The sequence below is a fragment of the Serpentinimonas barnesii genome (assembly GCF_000696225.1).
Lineage (GTDB): Bacteria > Pseudomonadota > Gammaproteobacteria > Burkholderiales > Burkholderiaceae_C > Serpentinimonas > Serpentinimonas barnesii.
This window is the reverse complement of the sequence record NZ_BAWN01000015.1, coordinates 1-21,920: the sequence shown is the minus strand read 5'-3', so window position 1 is coordinate 21,920 and position 21,920 is coordinate 1. Positions and strand designations below refer to the sequence as shown.

The 21,920-nt window shown below is 67.3% G+C and carries 21 protein-coding genes; 7 read left to right on the top strand and 14 right to left on the bottom strand.

What is annotated here, in order from left to right; translation table 11 throughout:
* Positions 1 to 2 precede the first annotated feature (2 nt).
* Positions 3 to 446 carry a PIN domain-containing protein gene (locus tag SRAH_RS12020; protein ID WP_076606987.1) on the top strand — a complete coding sequence of 148 codons (444 nt, stop codon included), beginning with the start codon at positions 3 to 5 and terminating at the stop codon, positions 444 to 446.
* Here the strand turns inward: SRAH_RS12020 and gluQRS are convergent.
* From gluQRS to SRAH_RS05045, 6 genes are all read right to left on the bottom strand, one after another.
* Positions 394 to 1,458 carry a tRNA glutamyl-Q(34) synthetase GluQRS gene (gene gluQRS / locus SRAH_RS05070; protein ID WP_076606986.1) on the bottom strand — a complete coding sequence of 355 codons (1,065 nt, stop codon included), beginning with the start codon at positions 1,456 to 1,458 and terminating at the stop codon, positions 394 to 396. The genes SRAH_RS12020 and gluQRS overlap by 53 nt on opposite strands.
* A 46-nt stretch (positions 1,459 to 1,504) precedes the next feature.
* Positions 1,505 to 2,614 carry an NAD(P)/FAD-dependent oxidoreductase gene (locus SRAH_RS05065; protein WP_029462263.1) on the bottom strand — a complete coding sequence of 370 codons (1,110 nt, stop codon included), beginning with the start codon at positions 2,612 to 2,614 and terminating at the stop codon, positions 1,505 to 1,507.
* 134 nt (positions 2,615 to 2,748) lie between these two features.
* Complete coding sequence (locus tag SRAH_RS05060; RefSeq protein WP_029462262.1) at positions 2,749 to 3,156, bottom strand: ExbD/TolR family protein; 408 nt, start codon at positions 3,154 to 3,156, stop codon at positions 2,749 to 2,751.
* A 17-nt stretch (positions 3,157 to 3,173) separates the two neighbouring features.
* Positions 3,174 to 3,911, bottom strand: coding sequence for a MotA/TolQ/ExbB proton channel family protein (locus SRAH_RS05055; RefSeq protein WP_029462261.1), 738 nt, complete (start codon positions 3,909 to 3,911; stop codon positions 3,174 to 3,176).
* 9 nt (positions 3,912 to 3,920) lie between these two features.
* Entirely contained in the window at positions 3,921 to 4,754 is an 834-nt protein-coding gene (locus SRAH_RS13130; RefSeq protein WP_045476323.1) for an energy transducer TonB, read from the bottom strand.
* A gap of 206 nt (positions 4,755 to 4,960) precedes the next feature.
* Positions 4,961 to 5,902, bottom strand: coding sequence for a LysR substrate-binding domain-containing protein (locus SRAH_RS05045; protein ID WP_029462259.1), 942 nt, complete (start codon positions 5,900 to 5,902; stop codon positions 4,961 to 4,963).
* Between the two features lie 180 nt (positions 5,903 to 6,082).
* Here SRAH_RS05045 and SRAH_RS05040 point away from each other — a divergent pair, with 180 nt between their 5' ends.
* The 3 genes from SRAH_RS05040 to SRAH_RS05030 all read left to right on the top strand — a co-directional run bounded on the left by SRAH_RS05040 (position 6,083) and on the right by SRAH_RS05030 (position 7,855).
* Entirely contained in the window at positions 6,083 to 6,784 is a 702-nt protein-coding gene (locus SRAH_RS05040; RefSeq protein ID WP_029462258.1) for a pirin family protein, read from the top strand.
* Between the two features lie 35 nt (positions 6,785 to 6,819).
* Positions 6,820 to 7,227, top strand: a complete 408-nt coding sequence (locus SRAH_RS05035; protein WP_029462257.1) for a DoxX family protein — start codon at positions 6,820 to 6,822, stop codon at positions 7,225 to 7,227.
* A gap of 73 nt (positions 7,228 to 7,300) precedes the next feature.
* On the top strand, positions 7,301 to 7,855 hold the full coding sequence (locus SRAH_RS05030; protein ID WP_029462256.1) for a flavodoxin family protein: 555 nt from the start codon (positions 7,301 to 7,303) through the stop codon (positions 7,853 to 7,855).
* A gap of 12 nt (positions 7,856 to 7,867) precedes the next feature.
* Here SRAH_RS05030 and SRAH_RS05025 read toward each other — a convergent pair whose 3' ends face one another.
* Both SRAH_RS05025 and SRAH_RS05020 read right to left on the bottom strand, forming a co-directional pair.
* Positions 7,868 to 8,164 carry a type II toxin-antitoxin system RelE/ParE family toxin gene (locus SRAH_RS05025; protein ID WP_029462255.1) on the bottom strand — a complete coding sequence of 99 codons (297 nt, stop codon included), beginning with the start codon at positions 8,162 to 8,164 and terminating at the stop codon, positions 7,868 to 7,870.
* Positions 8,164 to 8,388 carry an addiction module protein gene (locus SRAH_RS05020; RefSeq protein ID WP_029462254.1) on the bottom strand — a complete coding sequence of 75 codons (225 nt, stop codon included), beginning with the start codon at positions 8,386 to 8,388 and terminating at the stop codon, positions 8,164 to 8,166. The genes SRAH_RS05025 and SRAH_RS05020 overlap by 1 nt, the downstream gene beginning before the upstream one ends.
* A gap of 104 nt (positions 8,389 to 8,492) precedes the next feature.
* Between SRAH_RS05020 and dnaE the strand changes: the two genes are divergently transcribed.
* Positions 8,493 to 12,122 (top strand): DNA polymerase III subunit alpha, encoded by a 3,630-nt coding sequence (dnaE, locus tag SRAH_RS05015; protein WP_045476259.1) that lies wholly within the window; start codon positions 8,493 to 8,495, stop codon positions 12,120 to 12,122.
* Between the two features lie 38 nt (positions 12,123 to 12,160).
* On the opposite strand, the gene SRAH_RS13125 is transcribed toward dnaE, so the two are convergent.
* The 6 genes from SRAH_RS13125 to SRAH_RS12010 all read right to left on the bottom strand — a co-directional run bounded on the left by SRAH_RS13125 (position 12,161) and on the right by SRAH_RS12010 (position 19,976).
* Positions 12,161 to 12,568, bottom strand: a complete 408-nt coding sequence (locus tag SRAH_RS13125; RefSeq protein WP_029462252.1) for a type IV pilin protein — start codon at positions 12,566 to 12,568, stop codon at positions 12,161 to 12,163.
* 72 nt (positions 12,569 to 12,640) lie between these two features.
* Positions 12,641 to 17,086, bottom strand: coding sequence for a pilus assembly protein (locus SRAH_RS12015; RefSeq protein ID WP_045476256.1), 4,446 nt, complete (start codon positions 17,084 to 17,086; stop codon positions 12,641 to 12,643).
* An 11-nt stretch (positions 17,087 to 17,097) separates the two neighbouring features.
* Positions 17,098 to 17,721, bottom strand: coding sequence for a pilus assembly PilX family protein (locus SRAH_RS05000; protein ID WP_045476254.1), 624 nt, complete (start codon positions 17,719 to 17,721; stop codon positions 17,098 to 17,100).
* Entirely contained in the window at positions 17,718 to 18,851 is a 1,134-nt protein-coding gene (locus tag SRAH_RS04995) for a prepilin-type N-terminal cleavage/methylation domain-containing protein (protein WP_082210073.1), read from the bottom strand. Before SRAH_RS04995 ends, SRAH_RS05000 begins: the two co-directional genes overlap by 4 nt.
* 4 nt (positions 18,852 to 18,855) lie before the next feature.
* Positions 18,856 to 19,350 (bottom strand): type IV pilus modification protein PilV, encoded by a 495-nt coding sequence (pilV, locus tag SRAH_RS04990; protein ID WP_045476252.1) that lies wholly within the window; start codon positions 19,348 to 19,350, stop codon positions 18,856 to 18,858.
* Positions 19,347 to 19,976, bottom strand: coding sequence for a GspH/FimT family pseudopilin (locus SRAH_RS12010; RefSeq protein ID WP_052369095.1), 630 nt, complete (start codon positions 19,974 to 19,976; stop codon positions 19,347 to 19,349). Before SRAH_RS12010 ends, pilV begins: the two co-directional genes overlap by 4 nt.
* 182 nt (positions 19,977 to 20,158) lie before the next feature.
* On the opposite strand from SRAH_RS12010, the gene SRAH_RS04980 reads away from it, so the two are divergent.
* Positions 20,159 to 20,749, top strand: coding sequence for a GspH/FimT family protein (locus SRAH_RS04980; RefSeq protein WP_029462247.1), 591 nt, complete (start codon positions 20,159 to 20,161; stop codon positions 20,747 to 20,749).
* 132 nt (positions 20,750 to 20,881) lie between these two features.
* Positions 20,882 to 21,802: a methyltransferase domain-containing protein gene (locus tag SRAH_RS04975; RefSeq protein WP_171816032.1), complete on the top strand. Its 921-nt coding sequence runs from the start codon at positions 20,882 to 20,884 to the stop codon at positions 21,800 to 21,802.
* The last annotated feature ends 118 nt before the right edge of the window (positions 21,803 to 21,920 follow it).

Here is a 21,920-nt window from a genome sequence, read left to right as displayed (position 1 = left end):
CGGTGAGAGTTGCCCTCGACACCAACATCCTAGCCTACGCCGAAGGGCTTGGCGATGAGTTGCGCTGCAGCACGGCCATGCAATTGATCGAGCGACTGTCCAGCAATAAAGTTGTCCTTCCGGCGCAGACTCTGGGAGAGCTTTCTCGCATCCTGACGGGCAAAGCCAAGCGCCCTGCCGCGCAAACTCGCGCAGCGGTGCTGAGTTGGGCTGACAGCTTCGAGGTGGCAGATTCCACCTGGTTTGCTTTTCAGTCGGCACTCGACTTGACCGTCGATCATCAGCTACCGATGTGGGACGCCTTGATTTTGGCCGTCGCCGCAGAGAACCACTGCCGGCTGCTGCTCTCGGAAGACTTTCAGAATGGCTTTATCTGGCGCGGAGTGACTGTGGTCAATCCATTCGTTGAGCCACGTTCGCCCCTACTGACTGGATTGTTGCAGTGAGGGGGCAGCCTACGGTTTTCTTCTCCCAGAAGCGCGCCCAGTGCCCGGTCCAGTCGGCCAGCGCCTGCGGCAGGGGGCCGGCGTGGGCAGGCAGGCCGAGCACGGTGGCAGCTTGGTTGAGGGCGGTCAACGGGTGGTGCAGGTCCAGCGCGGCGGCGCCGTTTTGCTTGGAGAGCTTGCTGCCGTCGGCGCCCAGCACCAGCGGGGCGTGCAGGTAGTGCGGCGTGGGCAGGCCGAGCGCGGCTTGCAGCAGCAGTTGGCGCGCCGTGTTGTCGGCCAGGTCGGCACCGCGCACCACGTGCGTGATGCCTTGTGCGGCGTCGTCGGCCACCACCGCCAACTGGTAGGCCCAGAGGCCGTCGGCGCGGCGCAGCACGAAGTCGCCCACCTCGTGCGCCAGCGCTTGTTGCTGGGCCCCAAGGCGGCGGTCGTGCCAGTGCGCAATCTCGGGCAGGCCAAGCGCCTGCTGCACCCGGCCCACGTGCAGCCGCCAAGCGGGGGTGTTGGGGCTGGAGGGCGTGCTCGGGTTGGCGTGGCTGCCTAGAGCGCAGGCAGCGCCCAAGGGCTCGGGGCCTTGCAGGCCCTGGGCGCCACCCGCCAGCCGCTCGGGCCTGCAAGTGCCTGGGTAGACCAGCGGCGCATGGCGCTGGCGCAACAGCCCAGCGGCGGCCTGCGCGGCTTCGATGCGCGAGCGGCTGCAGTGGCAGGGGTAGGCCCAGCCGCGCTCGGCCAGCGCGTGCAAGGCGGCGGCGTAGCGTGCCTCGTGGTCGCTCTGCCAGGTGGGGGGCTGGTCGGGCAGCAGGCCGCAGGTGGCGAGTTGCTGCACGATCAGCCGGTCGGCACCGGGCACGCAGCGCGGGCGGTCCACGTCCTCTAAGCGCAGCAGCCAGGTGCCGTGGTGGGCGCGCGCGTCGAGCCAACTGGCCAGCGCCGCCACCAGCGAGCCGGCGTGCAGCGGCCCGCTGGGCGTGGGGGCGAAGCGGCCGCAGTAGCCGCTGGGGCTGCTGCTCACAACCCGATCAACCCGCTCAGGCCGCGCAATCAGCCACCCAATGCGCTCAAGCCGCAGCCAGGGCCAGTTCCAGACCCGAGACGAAGGCGTTTTCGACCCGGTGCCCCAGGCACCAGTCGCCGCCCAAGCCCAGGCCCAGCGCCGCGTTCCACAGGCAGGGCTGCCCGAGCGGGCGCAGCGTTTGCGCGTAGCGCCAGCGGTGCACCTGGGCCAGCGTGGGTTCGGCGCGGATGCCGGTGACTTCGGCAAAGCCTTTGAGCAACTTGGCCTTGATGCGCTCGGCGTCGTCCTCCAGGTGCTCGGCCGACCACTGCGGGCTGGCCTGCACGGTCCAGCGCTCGATGGTCGAGCGCCCGGGCTTGCTGTTTTCGCGCGCCACCCAGCGGATGCGGTGGTGGTCGCTGCTGGCGGCGTGCCAGTGTGGGCCAAAGGGTTCGGGGCCACCCGGGGCGGCTTGGGCGAAAGCCAGCAGCAGCGTCCAGCAGGGGGCGGTTTCAACCGCATCCAGCGCCGCCACCCACTCGGGGGCCAAGGCGCTGGCGCGCAGCAGGGCCTGCGCTTGCGGGGCTGGCAGCGCCAGCAGCACGCGGTCGAGGCCGCCAATCACTTGTTGCGAGCCCGCGCCACCGGCGCAGCGCAACTGCCACTGTTCGGGGTGCAGGGCGTCGGGTTCTATGCCCACCACCTGGGCGCTGTAGTGGCTGCTGGCCTTGAGCGAGCCGTCTGCCAACGGCAGCGCCCACTGGCGCAGCAGCTCGCTCATGCCACGCACCCCGACCCAGCGCGCTTTCTCGATGGTGTTGGCGCTGGCCAGTGTCTGCCCTAGGGTGTCGAGCACGCGCACGGTGGGCACCTGCCATTGGGCGACCAGCTCGGGTTGCAATGCCAAGGCCTTTTTGAAACGCTCGTCGGTGACGGTGAAAAACTGCGCCCCGTGGTCAAAGCCGCCAAACTCGGTCAGGCGCGTGGCCATGCGCCCGCCGGGGCTGTGGTGCTTGTCGAGCAGCAGCACTTCGTGGCCGGCCTGTGCCAGTGTGCGTGCGCACACCACACCGGCCATGCCCGCGCCGACGACGGCGGTGCGGCGTGCCCGTGGGGCCTGATCGGGCGGGGTGGTGCGGGGGGTGCCGCCCTCGCGGCGTGGTTTTCGGGTCATGGTGATCTCCTGTTGTGCTCACAGTGTAGCGAAGCCGCCAGCACATGCCACCGAGAACAGGCGATCGAGTCGGGCCCAGCTTGAAAATTCAAGCAAAAAAACCAGTGGCGGCGATTGGCCCCCGGCCCAAGGGTTCAGGGCTGTGTGATGAACACCAGCCGCTCGACGCCGGCGCGCTGGGCGGCGGCCAAGGCCAGTGCCACCCGCTCGTAGCGGGCGGCGGCGTCGCCTTCTAAATGCAGCGGGGGTTGCGGCACCTGCTGCGCCAGCGCGTGCAGGCGCTGCATCAGCTCGGCATCGGGCACGGCGGTGTCGTTCCAGTGAAAACCGCCCTGCGCATCGACGCTCAGGCGCACCGCCTGCGGCTGCGGCGCATGGGCTTCGGTGGCGGCGCGCGGCAGTTGCACATCGATGGAGTGCGTGATCACGGGCACGGTTACGATGAACACGATCAACAGCACCAGCATCACGTCGATGAGCGGAATCATGTTGATCTCGCTGTGCAGTTCGCCCTGGTCGGGCTCGAGGTTGGAGGGGGCCATGGTGGGGGTGCCTCGTGTCAGCGTGGACTGGCCGGAGCCGGAGCCGGGCTGGCAGCGCCGGGGCGGTTCGAGGCCACCCGGTGCCCGGTCACGAAGTAGGCGTGCAGGTCGTGGGCAAAGCGGTTGAGCCGGTGCTGGATGGCTTTGTTGCCGCGCAGCAAGGCGTTGTAGCCCAGCACGGCCGGAATCGCCACCACCAGCCCGAGCGCGGTCATGATGAGCGCAGCGCCTATCGGCCCGGCGACCTGGTCGATGGTGGCGCTGCCACCCACTCCGATGCCGATCAGGGCGTGGTAGATCTTCCAGACCGTGCCAAACAGCCCGACATAGGGCGCGGTCGATCCGACCGAGGCCAAAATGGCTAGGCCAGACTGCAGGCGCGCGTTGCTGTCATCGAGCGCGTTGCGCAAGGAGCGCGTGACCCAGTCGCTCACATCGAGGTTGTCGTGCAGTTGGCGCGGGTGTTCGCCTTCTAGGTGCAGGATGTGGCTGGTGGCTTCGCGCCCTTGCAGCGCCAGCAGGTAGAAGGGGTTGTGGCCGTCGGCGCCGAGTTTGTTGAGGCCCTCAGCAAAGTCTTTGCTGTGCCAGAAGTTTTCCAGCATTTGCGCACGCGCACGCAGTTGGCGCAGGTGCAGTGCCTTGAGCACGATCACCACCCAGGTGGCAATCGACATGCCCAGCAACACGAGGGCGGTGCCGCGTATGATCCAGTCGCCTTGGTGCCAGACGTAGGTCAGTCCGAAATGGGTTTCCATGCTTGCTTTTTACTCCAGAACAAAATGAATCGGGACGAGGAACCACATCGGCTGCGCCTCGCCGTTGCGGCTGCCGGGCACAAAACGCCAGCGCAACACCGCCTGCTGCGCCGCGTGGTCCAGCCGCACAAAACCGCTGGAAGCGTAGATTTGTGCCGCCGAGGCGCTGCCGTCGACCTCGATGCGCACCCGCAGCAGCACGCGGCCTTGTTCGCCCAAGCGGCGGCTCAAGACCGGGTAGGGCGGGGCCGGGTTGTGCAGGTGGGCGGCGCTGCTGGAGGGCAGTACGATCTGCGGTGCGGCGGGCGCGGCGGCTGTGCGGCCCGCAGCCGCCTCGATCGGCCCTTGGGCTGCGGCGCTGTTGCTGCCTTGGGCGCTCGCAGCGCTGCCCGGTGTCGCTTGGCTTGGGGCGGCGTGCTGCGGGGTCTGCGGGGTGGCGGGTGCAGCCGCAGCCCCTTGCGGGTTGGGTGGCACCGGGGCCGCTTGCGGTAGGCGATCAGATGCTGGGCTGGGGCTGGCCGGTGCGGGTTGCATCTGGGTCGGCATCGGCGTCGGCATCGGTGCCGGAGGGGGCGGGGGTTCAGGGTGGGGCGCTCGCTCGGGCGTGGCGCGCGGTGCAGGCCCCGTGGGCGCGCTGGCAGCCGGGGCTGGCGCCGTAGCGGCAACGCCAGGGGCTTGGGCGCGCAATTCGACCTCCACCCGTGCCAGCTCCACCGTTGTGGACGCGGGCGGCCGCCAGCCGCTGTGCAAGGCCCACAGCGCCGCCGCGTGCGCCAGCAGCACGGCGGCGGTCACGCTGAGGGGGCGCACAAGGGCGCGCCAAGGCGAATGGGGCAGGGGCATGGGCTTGTTGAGGGCGGGTGGGCCACCCGGAGGGAGGCCGGGTGGGCGAAGCAGCATATCAAACTATGGGCGACTTGGCTCGATTATAAATAGGAATCATTCGCATAATTTGGGCATCTATTGGCGGATGCGTGCGGCTAGGCGGGCCTGATGGCGCAGGCGGCGCGCCGCGCCTACCAGGCCGATGCGGGCGCGGGTGCGGGTGCTCAGCTACCGCCCACATGCTGCAGCAGCGCGCTGGCGCTGGCGGGGTTGGCCAGCCGATCCAGCCACCACTGCAGGGCCGGACCGGGGCCGGGGGTGTCTGCGCTGCGCCAGGCGTAACCGATGCGGTACACCCGAGCGGGCAAGGTGGTGCGCTTGCGCAGCAGCGTGCCGGCCTGCAAATGGCCTTGCACCAGCGGCAGCGGCAGCGCGCCGCAACCCAGGCCGCGCAGTTGCGCCGCCAGCTTGTGCTGCATGGTGGGCACGGTCAGCACATCCTGCCCCGGCAGCAGGCCCACGCTCTGGCCGCGCCCCAGCGGCGCGGTGTCGGCCACCGCCACCACGCGGTGCGGCTGGATGGTGGCCGGGGTGAGCGGCTCGGGGGCAGCGGCCAGCGCATGGTGCGGTGCCACCACGAACACAAACTCCACTTCACCCAAAAAGCCGCTGCGCAGCCCCGGCAAACCGCTGCCATCGAGTGCCACGCCCAAGGCCAGATCGGCCTGCCCGCTCAGCAGCGCTTCGAGCGTACCCGACAGGGTTTCGGTGCGCAGGCGCAGCCGCGTCGGGGCCGCGAGCGCGTAAAAATCGTGGCACAGGTCAAACAGCGGCGCGCTGGCGATCACCGCATCGGCCGCCAGCGTGAGTTCAGGCTCCCATCCGGTGGCGATGCGGCGCACGCGCAGTGCCACCGCGTCGAGCTCGCGCAGCAGGTGTTCGCTGGCGCGCAGCAGCTCCTGCCCGGCGCGGGTCAGGGTGGCGCGGCGCGAGCGGCGGTCGAACAGCAGCACATCGAGCGCGTCTTCGACTTGGCGCACGCGGTAGGTGAGGGCGCTGGGCACCATGCCGAGCTCGCGCGCCGCCGCCGCCAAGCTGCCGCAGCGCGCCACGGTGCCGATCAGGTGCAGGTTTTCGGGCGACAAGGCGTTGCGGGGGCTGGGCATGGGGTGACCTGAGTATTCAAATTATTCGAATGATGCCATCAAATCCTTACGCCCTTCAAGCCTGCCCTAGGGCCTACAGTCTAGCCATGGCCCCAGCGCTGGCCCTGCCACCCCAAACCGGCAAGGCCTAGCGGCTGGATGGCCCACACCAAGGCCCCCACACTTGATGAAAGAAACGCCATGATGCACATCCGCCGCAGCGCCGAGCGTGGCCATGCCGACCACGGCTGGCTGCAAAGCCGCCACTCCTTCTCTTTTGCCGACTACTACGACCCGGCCCACATGGGCTGGGGCAATCTGCGCGTGATCAACGAAGACTGGATCGCGCCCGGCAGCGGTTTTGGCACCCACGGGCACCGCGACATGGAGATCGTCACCTACGTGCTGCAAGGCCGCTTGGCACACCGCGACAGCATGGGCAATGTGGAAACCATCGCCCCCGGCGAGGTGCAGCGCATGAGCGCGGGCACCGGCGTGCGCCACAGCGAGTTCAACCACGAGCCCGGCGGGCAGACGCATTTGCTGCAAATTTGGATTGAGCCCAGCCTCAAGGGCGTGGCGCCCAGCTACGAGCAAACAACCTTTGCCGATGAACAAAAGCGCGGCCGCCTGCGCCTAGTGGCCAGCCATGGCGGGGCCGAGGGATCGGTGCACATCAACGCCGATGCGGCGCTCTACGCCGGCCTGTTTGATGGCGCCGAGGCGGCCGAGCTGGCGCTAAGCCCGGCCCGCAAGGCCTATGTGCACTTGGTGCGCGGCGCTTTGAGCGTGAACGGCACCGCCTTGCAAGGTGGTGATGCGGCCCTGTTGCAAGCCGAGACCCAACTTAAGCTGAGCGACGGCCAAGATGCCGAGGTGCTGGTCTTCGATCTGGCGGCCTGATTTTTGCATCTTTTTTTTAACCTGAGTCAATATCCATGAACGCACTGCAAAACCCCCTCGCCCTGCTGTCCCGCCTCTTGTTGGCAGCCTTGTTTCTTCCCGCTGGCATCAACAAGATCGGTGGCTTCTCCGGTACGGCGGCCTATATCGGATCAGTCGGCTTGCCCTTTCCCGAACTGGGCGCAGCCCTTGCCATTGCCATTGAGGTGTTGTGCGGCATCGCCCTGATCTTGGGTTTGGGCACGCGCTATGCGGCGCTGGTGTTGGCCGGATTCACTTTGGTGGCCTCCTTTTACTTTCACGCCTACTGGGCCATGCCGGCTGAGCAGCAAATGATGCAGCAACTGATGTTTATGAAAAACATAGGTGTGGTTGGTGGTCTGTTGGCCTTGGCCGCATTGGGCGCCGGTGCATACAGCCTTGACGCGCGCCGCAAGGCATAAGGGCAGCGTAGTATCTCGATTTCCCCTCAACCCGCGCTGGCCCATCGGTCGGCGCATTTTTGAAAGCCATCCCATGAGCAAAGTCATTGTTGTTTACCACTCCGGCTACGGCCATACGCAGCGCATGGCGCAATCGGTTGCCGAGGGCGCCGGGGCCCAACTGCTGGCCATCGACGCCGATGGCAACCTGCCTGAAGGCGGCTGGGAGGCGCTCGACGCCGCCGACGCCATCGTCATGGGCTCGCCCACCTACATGGGCAGCGTGAGCTGGCAGTTCAAGAAATTTGCCGACGCCTCCAGCAAGGCCTGGTTTGCGCAGAAGTGGAAAGACAAGCTCTTTGCCGGCTTCACCAACAGCGCCACCATGAACGGCGACAAGCTCTCGACCCTGCACTACCTCTTTACGCTGGCGATGCAGCACGGCGGCGTTTGGGTGGGCACTGGCATGATGCCCAGCAACAGCAAGGCAGCGCAACGCAACGATGTGAACTTCGTCGGTTCATCGAGCGGTGCCATGGCCCAAACCCCATCGGATGCCGGGGCGCACGAAATGCTCAGCGGCGACCTAGAAACCGCGCGCCTGTTTGGCCAGCGCGTGGCGGCGGCGGCGGTGCGCTGGCGCGGGTGAGGCCCATCCAGCCTAGTCGCGCAGACCGTGGAGCCAACTTCCCGGTCTGCGCCGATGGTGAAAGCACGACACCACCACGATGTCCGACCCGGCAAGGTGGTAAATGATCGAATAGGGAAATTTGCGCAGGATCACGTGCCGAAACTGCGCTTCAATGCGTGGGAAGGCCAGTGGCGTGCGCAGCGCGCTTGAGGTGGCGGCATCCACCGCTCGGGCAAACTCGTAGCCCAGCCCCAGCGCGCGCGACTCATACCAAGCTTGCGCCTCCAGCAACTCCTCCTGCGCTTCGGGCCGAAAAACCAAGCGCATCAGTCTGCAGTCTTGAACAGCGTGGCCCGAACCCGCTCCCACGGAATGCTGGTGGAAGGGTCGGTTTGGTGCTCGGCCAAGCGCCGCTGCAGTTCGGCGCGTTCTTGCGCCCCAAGCTGCAAGGGGCTGGGGGTCTCTTGGGCAATGCTGTCCCAAATGTCCTCGACGAGCTGGATGCGCTCGGAGAGGGGCAAGGCTTTGAAGTTTAGGGCGGCGGTGTTCATGGGCTTGGCTGTTGGGTGAATTATGGCTTGGGTCGGCGTGCTCTGCAACACCCTGAGCAGGATCGTCAAGCCCTACAGCACCGCACCCGGCATATCATCGCCCCATGTCTGATTTGCCTGATTCACCCGCTGCCCCCGCCTTCGTCCACCTGCGCCTGCACACCGAGTTCTCGGTGGTCGATGGCACCACGCGCATCGACGCGGTGGCCGCTGCCGCCGCCGCCGACGGCCAGCCGGCGCTGGCCATTACCGACCTCAATAACCTCTTTGGCGCCGTCAAGTTTTACCAGGCGGCGCGCAGCAAAGGCATCCAGCCCCTGCTCGGGGCCGAGGTGCTGCTACAAGGGCTGGGGCAAGCGCCCGTATCTTCGGCCGGCAGCGCCGCCCAAGCCGGGCCACACGCCGCGCAGCACACCTGGCCGCGCATCTTGCTGCTGGCGCAAAACCACGCCGGCTACCTCAACCTGTGCGAGCTGCTGGCACGCGCCTGGAGCCACAACGTGCAGCGCGACCAGGCGGTGCTGAAGTGGGATTGGTTGCGCCAGCACCACGAGGGCCTGATCGTGCTCAGCGGGGCTGCCACCGGGCCGGTGGGGCAGGCGTTGCTGGCCGGTGACGAAGCCGCAGCCGCCGCGCTGGCGCAGCAACTGGCGGGCACTTTTGCGCAGCGCTTCTACCTCGAGGTGCAGCGCGCTGGCCGGCCCGACGACGAACGGCACCTGCGCGCCACCGTGCCCTTGGCGGCGCGGCTGGGGCTGCCGCTGGTGGCCACGCACCCGGTGCAGTTTCTGGAAGCCGATGATTTTCAGGCGCACGAGGCGCGCGTCTGCATTGCCGAAGGCGAGATTTTGGGCAACCCGCGCCGGCCCCGGCGCTTCACGCGCGAGCAGCATTTCAAGACCCGGGCCGAGATGGCGGCCCTGTTTCCCGACCTGCCCAACGCGCTGGCGCAAACGCTGGAAATCGCGCGCCGCTGCAGCCTGCGCCTAAGCCTGGGCAAGCCGCAACTGCCCGCCTTCCCCATTCCGCCCGTGGACGGGCAGCAACTGGGCACCGAAGACTACTTTCGCCACGTCGCGCAAGGGGGCTTGCAGCAGCGCCTGCAGCAGCTTTACCCAGACCCAGCCGAGCGCGCGCGCCAGCAGCCGCGCTACCAGGAGCGGCTCGAATTCGAGCTCGGCACCATCATCAAAATGGGCTTTCCGGGCTACTTCCTGATCGTCTCCGACTTCATCCTCTGGGCCAAACTCAACGGCTGCCCGGTAGGCCCAGGGCGCGGCTCCGGCGCCGGTTCGCTGGTGGCCTACGCGCTGCAAATCACCGACCTGGACCCGCTGCGCTACCAACTGCTGTTCGAGCGCTTTCTGAACCCCGAGCGCGTCTCGATGCCCGACTTCGACATCGACTTCTGCCAAGCCAACCGCGACCGCGTGATCGACTACGTCAAGGGCAAATACGGGCTGGCGGCGGTGAGCCAGATTGCCACCTTTGGCACCCTGGCGGCGCGGGCGGCGATCCGCGACGTGGGGCGCGTGCTCGACTTCCCCTACGGCTTTTGCGACGGCATCTCCAAGCTCATCCCCAACAAACCCGGCCAGAGCGTGACGCTGCAATACCCGCCCCGGCCCAAGCCCGAAGGCGACAAAAACCAGTACGCGATCGAGATGGAGCCGCTGCTGGCCGAGCGCATCGCCAAAGAAGACGAGGTGCGCCAACTGATCGAGCTGGCGCAAAAGCTCGAAGGCCTGACGCGCAACGTGGGCATGCACGCCGGCGGGGTGCTGATCGCGCCCGGCAAGCTCACCGATTTTTGCCCGCTCTACCAGCAGCCCGGCAGCAGCGCCGCCGTGAGCCAGTACGACAAAGACGACGTGGAAGCCATCGGGCTGGTCAAGTTTGACTTCCTTGGGCTGGCCACCCTCACCATTTTGGAGCAGGCCAAGGCGCTGATCGTGCAGCGGCACCCGGATCGGGCCGATTTTGCCTACGAAACGCTGGCGCTCGACGACCCCGCCACCTACGCCCTGTTCCAGCAAGGCCGCACCGAGGCCGTGTTCCAGTTCGAGAGCCGCGGCATGCAAGGCATGTTGCGCGACGCCAAACCGAGCCGCCTCGAAGACCTGATCGCCCTCAACGCGCTCTATCGCCCCGGCCCGATGGACCTCATCCCCAGCTTCGTGGCGCGCAAGCACGGGCGCGAGCCGGTGCAGTACCCGCACCCGCTGCTGGAGCAGGTGCTGGCCGAGACCTACGGCATCATGGTCTATCAGGAACAGGTGATGCAGACGGCGCAGATCCTGGGCGGCTACAGCCTGGGCGGCGCCGACCTGCTGCGGCGCGCCATGGGCAAGAAAAAGCCCGAGGAAATGGCGCAGCAGCGGCTCATCTTTCGCCAAGGCGCGGCCGGGCAGGGCCTAAGCCCGGCGCAGGCCGACGAGGTGTTCGACCTGATGGAGAAGTTCGCGGGCTACGGCTTCAACAAGTCGCACGCCGCCGCCTACTCGCTGCTGGCCTACCACACCGCCTGGGTCAAGGTGCATTACACGGCCGAGTTCTTCTGCGCCAACTTGACGCTGGAGATGGACGACACCGACAAGCTCAAGCTGCTGGTCGAAGACGCGCAGCGTTTTGGCCTTGCCTTCGAGCCGCCCGATGTGAACCTAGGCGGCTATCGCTTCGAGCCAGTGAGCGACCAGTGCATCCGCTACGGCCTGGGGGCCGTCAAGGGCACCGGGCAGCAGGCCATCGAGGCCATCGTGGCCGCGCGCCACGGCCAGGGCGCGGGCCCGCGCGCCGAGGTGCTGGGGCCCTTCACCAGCCTGTTCGATTTTTGCGCCCGCATCGAGCGCGGCCGCCTGAACAAGCGCACCGTCGAGGCGCTGATCAAGGCCGGGGCCTTCGACCGCCTGCACCCCGACCGCGCCGCCGCGCTGGCCTCGGTCGAGCGCGCCTTCGAGTTCGCCCAAGCCCAGCAGGCCAACGCCTTGCAAAGCGGTTTGTTCGACCTGCCCGGCGAAACGGGCGGCCACGGCGCCAGCGACCAAGAGCCCGCGCTGGCCGAGGCGCCGCCCTGGAGCGTGCGCGAGCGCCTGTCGCAAGAAAAGTCGGCCCTGGGCTTTTACTTCTCTGGCCACTTGTTCGACCAGAGCGCCGACGAAGTGCGGCGTATCGCCCGCACCCCGCTGGCCGAGGTGGCCGAGAGCCGCGAGCCGCTGCTGCTGGCCGGCATTGTGGGCGATTTGCGCGTGATCAACGGTCAGCGCGGCAAAGTGGCGATTTTTAAGCTCGACGACCGCAGCGCCGTGCTCGAAGCCAGCGCCGACGAAGCCCTGCTCAACACCCACCGCGCCCTGCTGCAAGACGACGAACTGCTGCTGCTGCAGGTGCTGGCCCAGCCCGACCGCTTCTCGGGCGGGCTGCGCCTGAAGGTGCAGCAGGTCTGGGACCTGCCCGCCGCGCGCTGCCGCTTTGGCAAATACCTGCGCGTGGCCGTGGGGCCCACGCAGCCCCCCGACGTGGCCACCCTGCTGCGCCAGCACCCGGCCCGGCCGCACCAGACCGAACTCGGGACGGTGCAGCGCGGCCTGCCGCTGCGCTTGGAGCTCGAATACGAGAGCGTGCGCGCCACCCTGCAACTGGACCCAGAGCGCTTCCAGTGCTACCCCTGCGATGCCGCCCTGGCCGCTTGGGGTGAACAGGCGCACCTAGGGCGCGCCGAGGTGGTTTATGAGTGAGGGGGGTGGGGGGCCGCTAGGCGGGGGCGCTGGCGCTTTTACCAGCAACCCGCAGCAGCCGGCAGCGAAGTTTGGGCCCCGGTTTGGTCGATGCGCAGCGTCACGCAGTTGGGGTCGCGTGTGGCTTGGCCACCTTGGGCCACGGCTTGGATGGAGTAGGTGCGCGCGGTGGGTACGCCGATGAGGTTGAAGGCATAGAACGCGGCCAAATCGGCGCGGCACTGGGTGGCGGGCAGCGCCAAGCCGAGGTAGCTCATGTTGGTGGTGTAGTGGCGCTCGGCAAACTGCGCCAGCTCCAGCAGGCAGCCTTGGGCGGCTTCGCGTCGCGTTTCGGTGACGTGCCGCTGGTAGCTCGGCAGCGCGATCGCCGCCAAAATACCGATGATCAGCACCACGATCATCAGCTCGATTAGGGTGAAACCGCGGGCGGCAGGGGTGTGGTTCATGGCTTGTGGCTGGTGCAAAAGGTGGACCCAAGGGCGCTGTGGGGTGCTGGGCACGGCTGATTGGGGCAGGTCTTAGCGCGGAATGATCTCGCGCCACGAAATGCGCCCGCGCAGACCCGGTGCCAAGGTCCGGTTCACGCGCACATCGGCGATTTGAGCCATCGATCCGCCCACCACCAGCCGGTCGCCCACCAGCACCGGTTCGCTCAGCAGGCCAATGCCGGGGTCGAACGATCCAATGAATTGCGTACCCAGCCTGTCGTCGGCAAAGGTGTTGTTTTCGTTGACGTCGAGCAGGCCCACTGCAGCCACTGCGCCGCCAGAAAAGGGGTCGAACACGTTCAGAAATCCAGTGCCTCCAGGTTCGCACGTATCCACCAAGGGGATAATTGAGCTGACCGCCAAGCTGGGCGCGACGGTGGGCAGAATGCGTGCGCTGCTCACCACACGCTCGCCGCGTTGCGTGCCGGGCGGATGGGGTGGATCAGCCCAGTCTAGGAACCAGCCGCGTTGGTTCGCCATATCGCCCGCTGTGGGCAGCGAGAAGGTGCGCACCGGGCGGCCGTTGAAAGTGCCCACTTGGTTGATGCTGCGCTGGCGCAGCGCGCTGCGCCCGGTAATGGCCACTCCCTCGTCGATCAGGGCGTAGAGCGATTGCACCTGCAGGGTGCCTGGGTCGGCGGCGCGCATGTAGCTGCCGGTGCCAAAAAACACGTAGCGCTTGCCAAAGTGCGGGTCGCCCTGCACCGTGTTGGTGGCCACCGTGATCTGCGCGGTAATGGGCTGCGGCTGGTTACTGGGGTCGCGGGCCTGGAAGAAGGCGGCTGGATTGCCCCCACTGCGAAATGCGGACGCCCATTGGATCGGGTTGCGGTCGCTCAGGTCGAATTTCCACACATTGCCTTGCCAGTCACCGGCATAGACGTACTGCACCGTGCCGTCGGCGTTGAGCGCCAAGCCCGGGCTGGCCAAGCCGTTGGGGTTGGTGGGGGTGCCGACCATGGTGTCAAGCCTGCGGATGACCGCACCCGTGCGCAGGTTAACCACGTAGAGCACCGCGCGCCCGTTGGGGCTGTTGTAGCCGTTGCCAAAAATCACCACGTCGATGGGTGGGTCGTTGGGGTTGCGGCCGCTGACCCTGGCAATCACCGGGCGGCCGAGCAAATAGCCCATGTCGTTGTCTGAGGCACCGTAGTTTTCCCACAGCACACCAGCCCCGGCGTTGCCGAAAGCGGCCGGGTCGGTCACGTCGAGCGCGTACAGCCCCCGGCCACCGCGCCCGAGCATGCCCACCAAGATGTTGCGCCCGCCGGTGTTGGCGCGCTGCGAGACGGCGATTTCACCATCGACGAAGTAGCGCCGGGCATAAGCCGGGCTGGCCAACTGGCCCATGTGCTGCAACAAGCCGCTGGGCGCGAAGGCAAAGCGCTCCACGCCGGTGCTGGCGTTGAAGGCGTGTAAAAAGCCGCCGTTGGAGCCGACGAAGACGGTGTTGTTGTCGGCCACAAAGACCGGCGAGGAATGGATGATGTCGCCCAGCGGCGTGGTCGGGCGGTTGCGCAGCGCGCCGCCGTTGCGGATTTCCTGGCTGGCGTCGCCGCGCAGGTAGTTGATCACGCGCAGGCGTGCGGTGTCGTCGGTGCCGAACAGGTTGCGCTGGGCCGCGGACAAGCCGGTCCAGTTGAAGGCGACGGCCGCCGGGTTGTTGGCGGCGGCGTTGGAGGTGAACAAGCGGCGGATGTCGTGGGCGGGCAACACGTCGGTCGCCGACCACAGCGGCACCGCCCCGACGCCGGTGGCGGCATCGATGGGGAAGGCGCGCAAATCGCCCGACCAGTTGGCGCTGTTGTAGACCGACTGGAACACGGCGGTCTCGGTGGTGATGAAGGTGCTGTTGGCCGACACGTTGCCGGCCGCCGCGCTGCGCTCCAGTATGGTGTTGAGTGCACGGCTGAGCGAATCGCGCAGCAGCGTTGGGTTTTGCACCAGAAAGTAGGTGTCGGGCACGCCGTCGCGGTCAGCGTCCCATTCGGCTTGCAAATCGGGGCGCTGGTTGGCGTTGAGGTCGTTGAAGCCGCCCCACTTGGCGGCCAGCCAGAGCGGGCTGGGCAGCAGGCTGGCGGCCCCGGCGGTGCTGGCGGTGAAGAAGCGGACGGAGCGGTCGTTGCCGGTGCCACCGCCTAGGCGTGGCAACGTGCCACAGCCGGACTGGGTGGAGTCGCAAAAGCCCGGCGCACGCCCGGGCGGCACGTTCAAATGGTAGGGGCGATCGATGGCTTCGTCGGTCACCACCAAATAAACGCCGTCGGCGGTGCTGCCCGAGAGCACATAGCCCATGCTGTGTTGAATGCCGCCTGCGGCGCTTACAGGGATCACCTCGACGCGCAACTGGCCATCGGTCTGCATCGAAATCTCGTAACTGACGATGGCGTCCATGTCGTGGTCGGCGCCTTGCTCCACGTCTTCGAAGTTGATGCGAAAGCGCGCAAAGTAGCGCCCGCCGTTGATGTTGACGTTGTGGTCGGCGCACATCGAGGCCACGCCACCGTTGGCTTGGCGGCAGGAGTTGGCGATGGTGTCCACATAAAAATCGACGATCTGGTTGGTGGGCTGAAAATCGCCCCTGGCGTTGCTGATGCCAGAGCCGCCGACCGATTTGGCAAACGGCACCAGCGAGAACATGCGCCCGCCCGGGGCCGGCACTTCGATGCTGGGCAGCGGCGAGCTGAGCGCCACGGCAAAGGTGTCTACGTTTTGCTCCCCCCGCAGGGCGGGGCGCAGGTCGGTGATGCGGCCAAAGTGGCCCACCGAGGCCGAGTAGAAACTGCCCTGCTGGGTGGGCCCCTCGGGCGAGAGGCCGCGGATATTGCCCAGCGACGTCACGTTTTTGGCCGTCGGGGCACCATCGAAGGTGCTGCCCACTTGGCCGATGAAGCGCATGCCAATAATGCCCGGCTCGTGCGTGGCAATGGTCTGGCCGATGGCGCTCACATTCAGCCCTGTGAGGTCGCCGCTGAAGCTGCCAAAGGCCGGGTCCACGCCGGGCAGTTGGTCGGAGTCGAACGAGGGGTTGACGCCCGAGATCACGAGCTGGTTCGGTCGGGCGCACCATTGCGCGCGCGCCGCACCGCTGGTGAGCGAGAAGGGATCGTCCCAAGTGGCCACGGGCAGGCCCAGATGCTCATCGGTGCCGCCGCTGGTGGCAAAGTCTGCCGTGGCTGCCGAGCGGCCGGCAAAGTAGCGCAGCGCCTCGTACATCATCTCGCCCACCGGATTGCCCCAATCGACGAACTCGCCTTGGTTCATGGCTCGGGTGGTGACCCAGCCGCCACTGTAAGTGTTGTCGCTGCGAGCATTGTTGAAGCCGCGAATGCGCAGCGCGTCGATGGCGTTAACGATGGTGGCGTTGGTGGTGAAGGTGCCGTCGGCCGGGTTGACTTCGCTGGCAAAAGAGGAAACCACCTTGCGCAACACCCCGCCGCTTAGGTTGTGGTTGTAGCTCCCGGTGAGTAGGCCAAAGTGCATGGCGTTGTTTTCGCCGAACTCGTGCAGCAGGCCCACGGGTTTGAAGTTTCCGTTTGGGTAGCGCTTGCAACCGGCGTTGTAGGCAGGGGTGCAGACTTCTACGCGCACGGTGCGGTCTCTGCGGGTGCCGTTGAAAATGTTGCTGCTTTCGTGCAGCACCGGCCGCTCGGTCGAGGCCCACTGCCAGACCCGGGCGTTTTCGGCATTGGTGATCACACGCAGCAGCGGGGCGCGGCCGCTGCAGTCGTTCAGGTTGCTGCAGTTGCGGCCGTGGGTGTCGGTGAGGTTGCCAAAGAAGTGGCGCCGTGTGATGTTGCCTTCGGATTCGGGTTCGGACAGCGAGGTGAAGTCTTCAATGTTGTAGCCATCCACCGCCACGCTGGTGTATTCCTTGGCCCAAGAGTGCGCGTCTTGTGGGATGTAGGCACGGCGCAGAATGGTTTGGTCGGCGTCGTCCACCTCGCGGTAGCCGCCGTAGAGCACCACGCGCAGCGCGTCGATGCGGCTGGTGGTGGCCCAGTTGAGCCAGTTGCCGGACCAGTGGTTGGCGGTGGCACAGCGCAGGTTGCGGCTGGGGGCGGTGGTGTCGGGCACGGCGTGGGCGGCGGGGCGAAACAGGCCGGTGTTGTCGTTTCGGCGCTCGTCTGCACCCGATACGCCCGAGTAGGCGTAACACAGCCGCGAATCGAACAGCCCCGAGTAGATGATGGAGGGGTTGAAGCGCAAGTCCAGCAGGCCGTCGCCGTTGATGTCGCTGGCGTCGTTGTAGGCTTCGTTGAATAGGCTGCGGTCGCGCGCCATGGTGAGCATCACCAGCGGCCGGCCGGCTTGCACCACACCCAGGGGGGCGGAGGTTTCGGGGGTGGCCCCCAGCGGTGGGCTGGCCAGCGCCAAGCTGCTGAGCAGGGCGGCGGTGGCAGCCAGCAACAGGGCCAAGCGCGCCAGCCAGCGCTGGCCTAGGTGGTGCAGGGTGGGTGTTGTCAAGCGCAGCATGGCGGCTCTCCTCATTCGGCGGCGTAAATCGATTGCAGCACCACGGCGGCGCGGCCTTCGGCGGCAGGGTTGGCCTGGACATCCGGGTTGTGGCTGCGGGCGGTGATGCGGTAGCGCTCGCAAGTCAGGTTTTGGGTCGGGCTTTGTGGGTCGCAAGGGAAGCCGGAGCCCAGGTGTTCAACAAAGAACTGGGGCGTGCCCGTGGCCAGCGGCGACACCGCCCCGATGGCGTTGCGCCAGCCGGCAAAAGCCGGGTCCTCCCAGCGTGCCGCGCTGCAATTGGTGTTGGGTGGCGAGCACAGGCCATTGGCGCAGGCCCCGTTGTTGAGGTTGTTGCACACCATGGCTTGCGCAGGAAACCCCGCATTGGGGCCGTTGGCGGCCAGCGACTGAAAATCGGCTAGCGCTTCGCCTTCGCGCAGCGCGGTTTCGGCGGCTTGGAAAGCCAGGTTGCGGTCAAAGCTGTTGGCGGCCATGCGCTCTTCCATGGTCAGCATGCGCACCGAGGCCAGGCCCAGCACGGTGACCAGCAGCAGCATCACCAGCGCCACCAGCAGCACCACGCCGTGCTCGGGGTGCGCGCGGTGCGGCGGGGCCGGGTGCACGGCAGGGCGGGGGTGGGGCAGGGCGTTCATGGCAAGCGGGTGCGGATGCCAACCACAAAGGGCAGCGGGCGATTGATGGGGTTGCCGTCGGTGCCGACGGCTTCGGCGGTGACGAAGGTGGGTTCAAGCCGAACCGCCTGCACCCGGTTCCAGTCGGTGACCAAGTTGGCGTCCACGTAAGCGGCCGGCAGGGCGCCGGCGGCGTTGGGCTCCAAGTATTGCAGCTCCAAGTCGGTAACGTTTTCGATCACCTCTTCGGGCGCAGCACCAGCTACCCCGTTGGTGCTGCTCAAGGCGGCGCGGTAGAGCGAGGTGCCACCGCGCCCGTTGAAGCCGATGTACCAGGCGCTGGCGCTCAGGCGGCCCAGAAAGCCGCCGCCAGCAAAAGAATGGTCGCTGCCAGCGGTGGAGCAGTCGTGTGGGGGGGCGGGTGAGAGGCCGAGTTCCCTGCGGCAGTTGCCGGGTTGCACCACCGCGCCGGTGTTGTGGACGATGGTGCTGTTGGCCGGGTTGGAGTTGCTGATCTGAAATATGGCCGCTTGGGCCATGTCGCAGGCCATGACGATGTCGCCGTCGTTTAAACCGTGGTTCGCGTTCACCACTTGCAAGGAGGCGGCGGGAGGGTTGTGCACGACGATGGAGACCGGGGGCAGGACGCTGCCCGACCAGATGATGAGCGCGTCGGTGCCGGGCACGCGCCTAGTTGCTGCGGGGTTTGGGGTGTTGTCGATTTGGGGCAGGGCTGCGGGCAGTTCTTGGTTGGACTCATAACCCTGCAAACCCCGGCCCCAATCGGACCACCACGGCGGGTTGACGGCAGCACGCACCACGTTGGCCGTGGGCACCCGGGCTCCGCAGTGGGTGCCCCCGGCTTCGCGCAGCTCGCGCCCGAGCAGCTCGAAGGTGGTGCGGGCATTCTCGTTCACGCGGGCCAGGTTTTCCACTTGGCGAAAGGTCTGGCGGTTGGCTAGGTAGGCGGTGCTCACGGCACCGAGCAACACCAAGCCCAGCAACAGCGCAATCAACAGCTCCAGCAAGGACAGGCCGCGCTGCCGCTGCCGCGCCCTGTTTGGGTGGTGGCTGGCACCGCATGCTTGCTGGGCCGGGAGCAGAGGCCGGCTTGGGGGCAGTCCCGCAGGCGAGTGGGGGCGGGTTTTCATGGCATCAGAGTTGGCTGCGGATTTCGATCATTTGGGCCGCAGCGCCGCCGGTGCCGCGGGTGTCGTCCCAATAAACTTGGACGGTGCATTGGGTGCCACCAGCCACCGCGGCGCAACTGATCAGGCCGCAGGTGGTATTGGCTTGGCCCAAAATATTGCGCATGGCCAGCATCCAGGCGCGCTGGTCGTGCGTGGGCAGGCTGGCAGCGGCAGGCACCACGCACACCGGAACGCTCGGTAGGGCGGGTGGGCCGGGGTTGCCGAGCACGCCGAGGTTGTAGCCGCCGGTGCGTGCGGTGGCGGCGTTGGCGCGCATGGCGTCCATCATGAAGTGCGCCAGCATGGTGGCTTGGCTGCGTTGCAGCGAGCTGTGGCTGTTTTGCAGCGCGTTGATCTGCAGCGCCGACATGCCCAGCAGCCCGAGCGAGAGCAGCAAAAAGGCCACCAGAACCTCGATCAGCGAGGCACCGCGTTGGCTTTTGGGTGAGGCGGGTTTCATGTGGCGGTGCAGTTGGCGAAATTGCCCATGGGGATGAGGTCTTCGTTGTCGGGGATGCGGTCGCCGTTGCGGTCGGTGGCTAGGCGCACCCGCAGCAGGTCGACGTCGATGGCGCGTGCATCAACCAATTGCAGGTTGTGGCAGAGGATGAAAAAGCCGGTTTCGCGCGCTTGGCCGCGGGGGTCGTAACGCAGCCGCGCACCAATGTTGGCATGGGAGCGCACGGTGTAGCCCGGGGGCGCAGCGGGCCATGTGCGCAAAACCAAGTCGGCGGGCATGGCCGGTGCCCCCCCCGCGGGCAGGGCTGCCGGGGTAACGATGCCGTCGCCATTGCGGTCGTGAAAGGCGATCCAGCCCTGCTCCCACCCCCCGCCGGCGGCACAATTTGCGCCATCGCCGCTGCTGCACACCGTGACGGTGCCGCGCAAAACGATGGCTTCGGAGCGCGCGTACTGGAACGCCACCATCAGTTCGTTGCTCAAGGTGCTGAGCTGGTTGCGCACAATCAGGCCCCTAAAACTCGGCGCCGCAATGGCCGCCAAGATGGCCAAAATGGCCACCGTGATCATCACCTCGATCAGGGTGACGCCACGCAGTGGGCGGGGAAGGCGGGCCGGTGCAAACATGCTGGCATGATAGTGCAACGCCGCCGCAGCCCCATGGTGCTGCCCGACCAGTGGCGCTTTTTAGCCGCTCGGCGGCAGTGCCAGCGGCGGCGGGGTTGGGGGCGCCAGCCCTGGCCTTGACGCACGCGGCGGGCTGTGCCAGACTGCCGCAAAAACGCAAACCAAGGGGGGAGGGGCGGTTCATGAAGGCTGCGCGGCGGCACGCGGGTGGGGTGACTTTGATCGAGGCGCTGGTGGTGCTGGCGCTGTTGGCTATTCTGGCGGCGCTGGCGGCCCCGGCCTTGGGGCAGATGGTGGCGCAGCAGCGCCTGCAAACCACGGCGGCCGAGCTGGCTGGCGCGCTGGCCCTGACGCGCAGCGAGGCCATCAAGCAGGGGCAGCGCATGGTGCTGTGCCGCGCTGGGCCCGAGCCCCCGCCCAATCAGCGCTGCGCCACCAATTCCAACGCCATCAACGCCCCCGCGCACCAGTGGACGGCGGGCTGGCTGCTGTTTGCCGACCTGAACGGCAACGCCCAGCGCGAAGATGGCGAAACGCTGCTGCGCGTGGGCTCGGCGGCGCCGATGGGGGTGCTGGTGCGGGGCAATGCGCCGGTGGCGCGCTATGTGTCGTACATGCCCAAGGGGCACACGCTGCTGGTGACGGGGGCCTTTCAGGCCGGCACCCTCACCCTGTGCCGGGCCGGTTTGAGCCCGAGCCCCGCGGTGCAGATCGTGATCAGCCGCAACGGCCGGCCGCGCCAGCAACAGGCGGTGGTGGCAAACTGCGTCTAGCAAGCGCGGTGCGCACGCCGTTCATGGGGCGGCTTGGCAGGCCTTGGCCGTGCCCACACCCTGCGGCACCGGCAGCCAGCCCAGCAGAAAATCGAACGCGTGGGCCTATACTGCGCAAAATTTTTTCCTGCCATGCGCCCACCCATTGATCCCGTCGATCCCATTGTCGAAGCGGCCGCCCTTGCGCCGAATGCGGCTCGCCCCGAGCCCCAGTCGGTAGCCGCCGCTGTGCCCGACCTCGACCCGGTGGCGGCGCAGCGCTGGCGCAGCTTGGAGCGCCCCGCAAGCCCTTGGCTGCACGAGGAAATCGGCCAGCGCATGGCGCAGCGGCTGGACTGGCTGGTGCAGCGGCCCCGCACCTGGGCAAGCTGGCACCCGGCACTGGGCGGCTTGCAGGCGCAGCAGGCGGTGCAAGCACGCTACCCCGAGGCGCAGCGGCAGGCGCTGAACGAGCAAGGGCAGCCGCAGGGCCAAGCCAGCAGTGCCGCCCTGCAGCCCGGTCAGGCCGATCTGCTCTGGGCCAATATGGCGCTGCACCTGTACGCGCAGCCGCAGGCGCTGCTGGCGTGCTGGCGCAACTGGCTGCGCCCCGAGGGGCTGCTGTTTTTCTCGGGCTTGGGGCCCGACACCCTGCTGGAGCTGCGCCGTGTCTACCAGGCGCTGGGCTGGCCGCCGCCGCATCAGCCCTACACCGACATGCACGACTGGGGCGACATGCTGGTGCAGGCCGGCTTTAATGCCCCGGTGCTCGACATGGAGCGCCTGACCCTGAGCTACCCCAGCGCCGAGCGCCTGTTACAGGATTTGCGCGAGGGCGGGCGCAACCTGCACCTGCAGCGCCCCCTAGGCTTGCGTGGGCGCGCGCACCGCCAGCGCCTGCTGCACGCGCTGGAGCAGCAACTGCCGCGCAACGCCGATGGCCACTTGTGCCTGACGGTGGAAGTGGTCTATGGCCACGCCCTCAAGGCAGCGCCCCGGGTGCCGGTGGCCGCATCCAGCACCGTGGCGCTCGACGACATGCGCACCCTGTTGCGCCGGCCCCCTAGGGCTTGATTCCGAGTGTCATTCCAAAGTCAATCCTGCCCCCGGTGCTGCCGATCGTCCTCTACAATGGTGACAAGCGTTGGCTTCACAGCCCCGAAGTGTTCGACCTTATCCAGCCACACCCGGC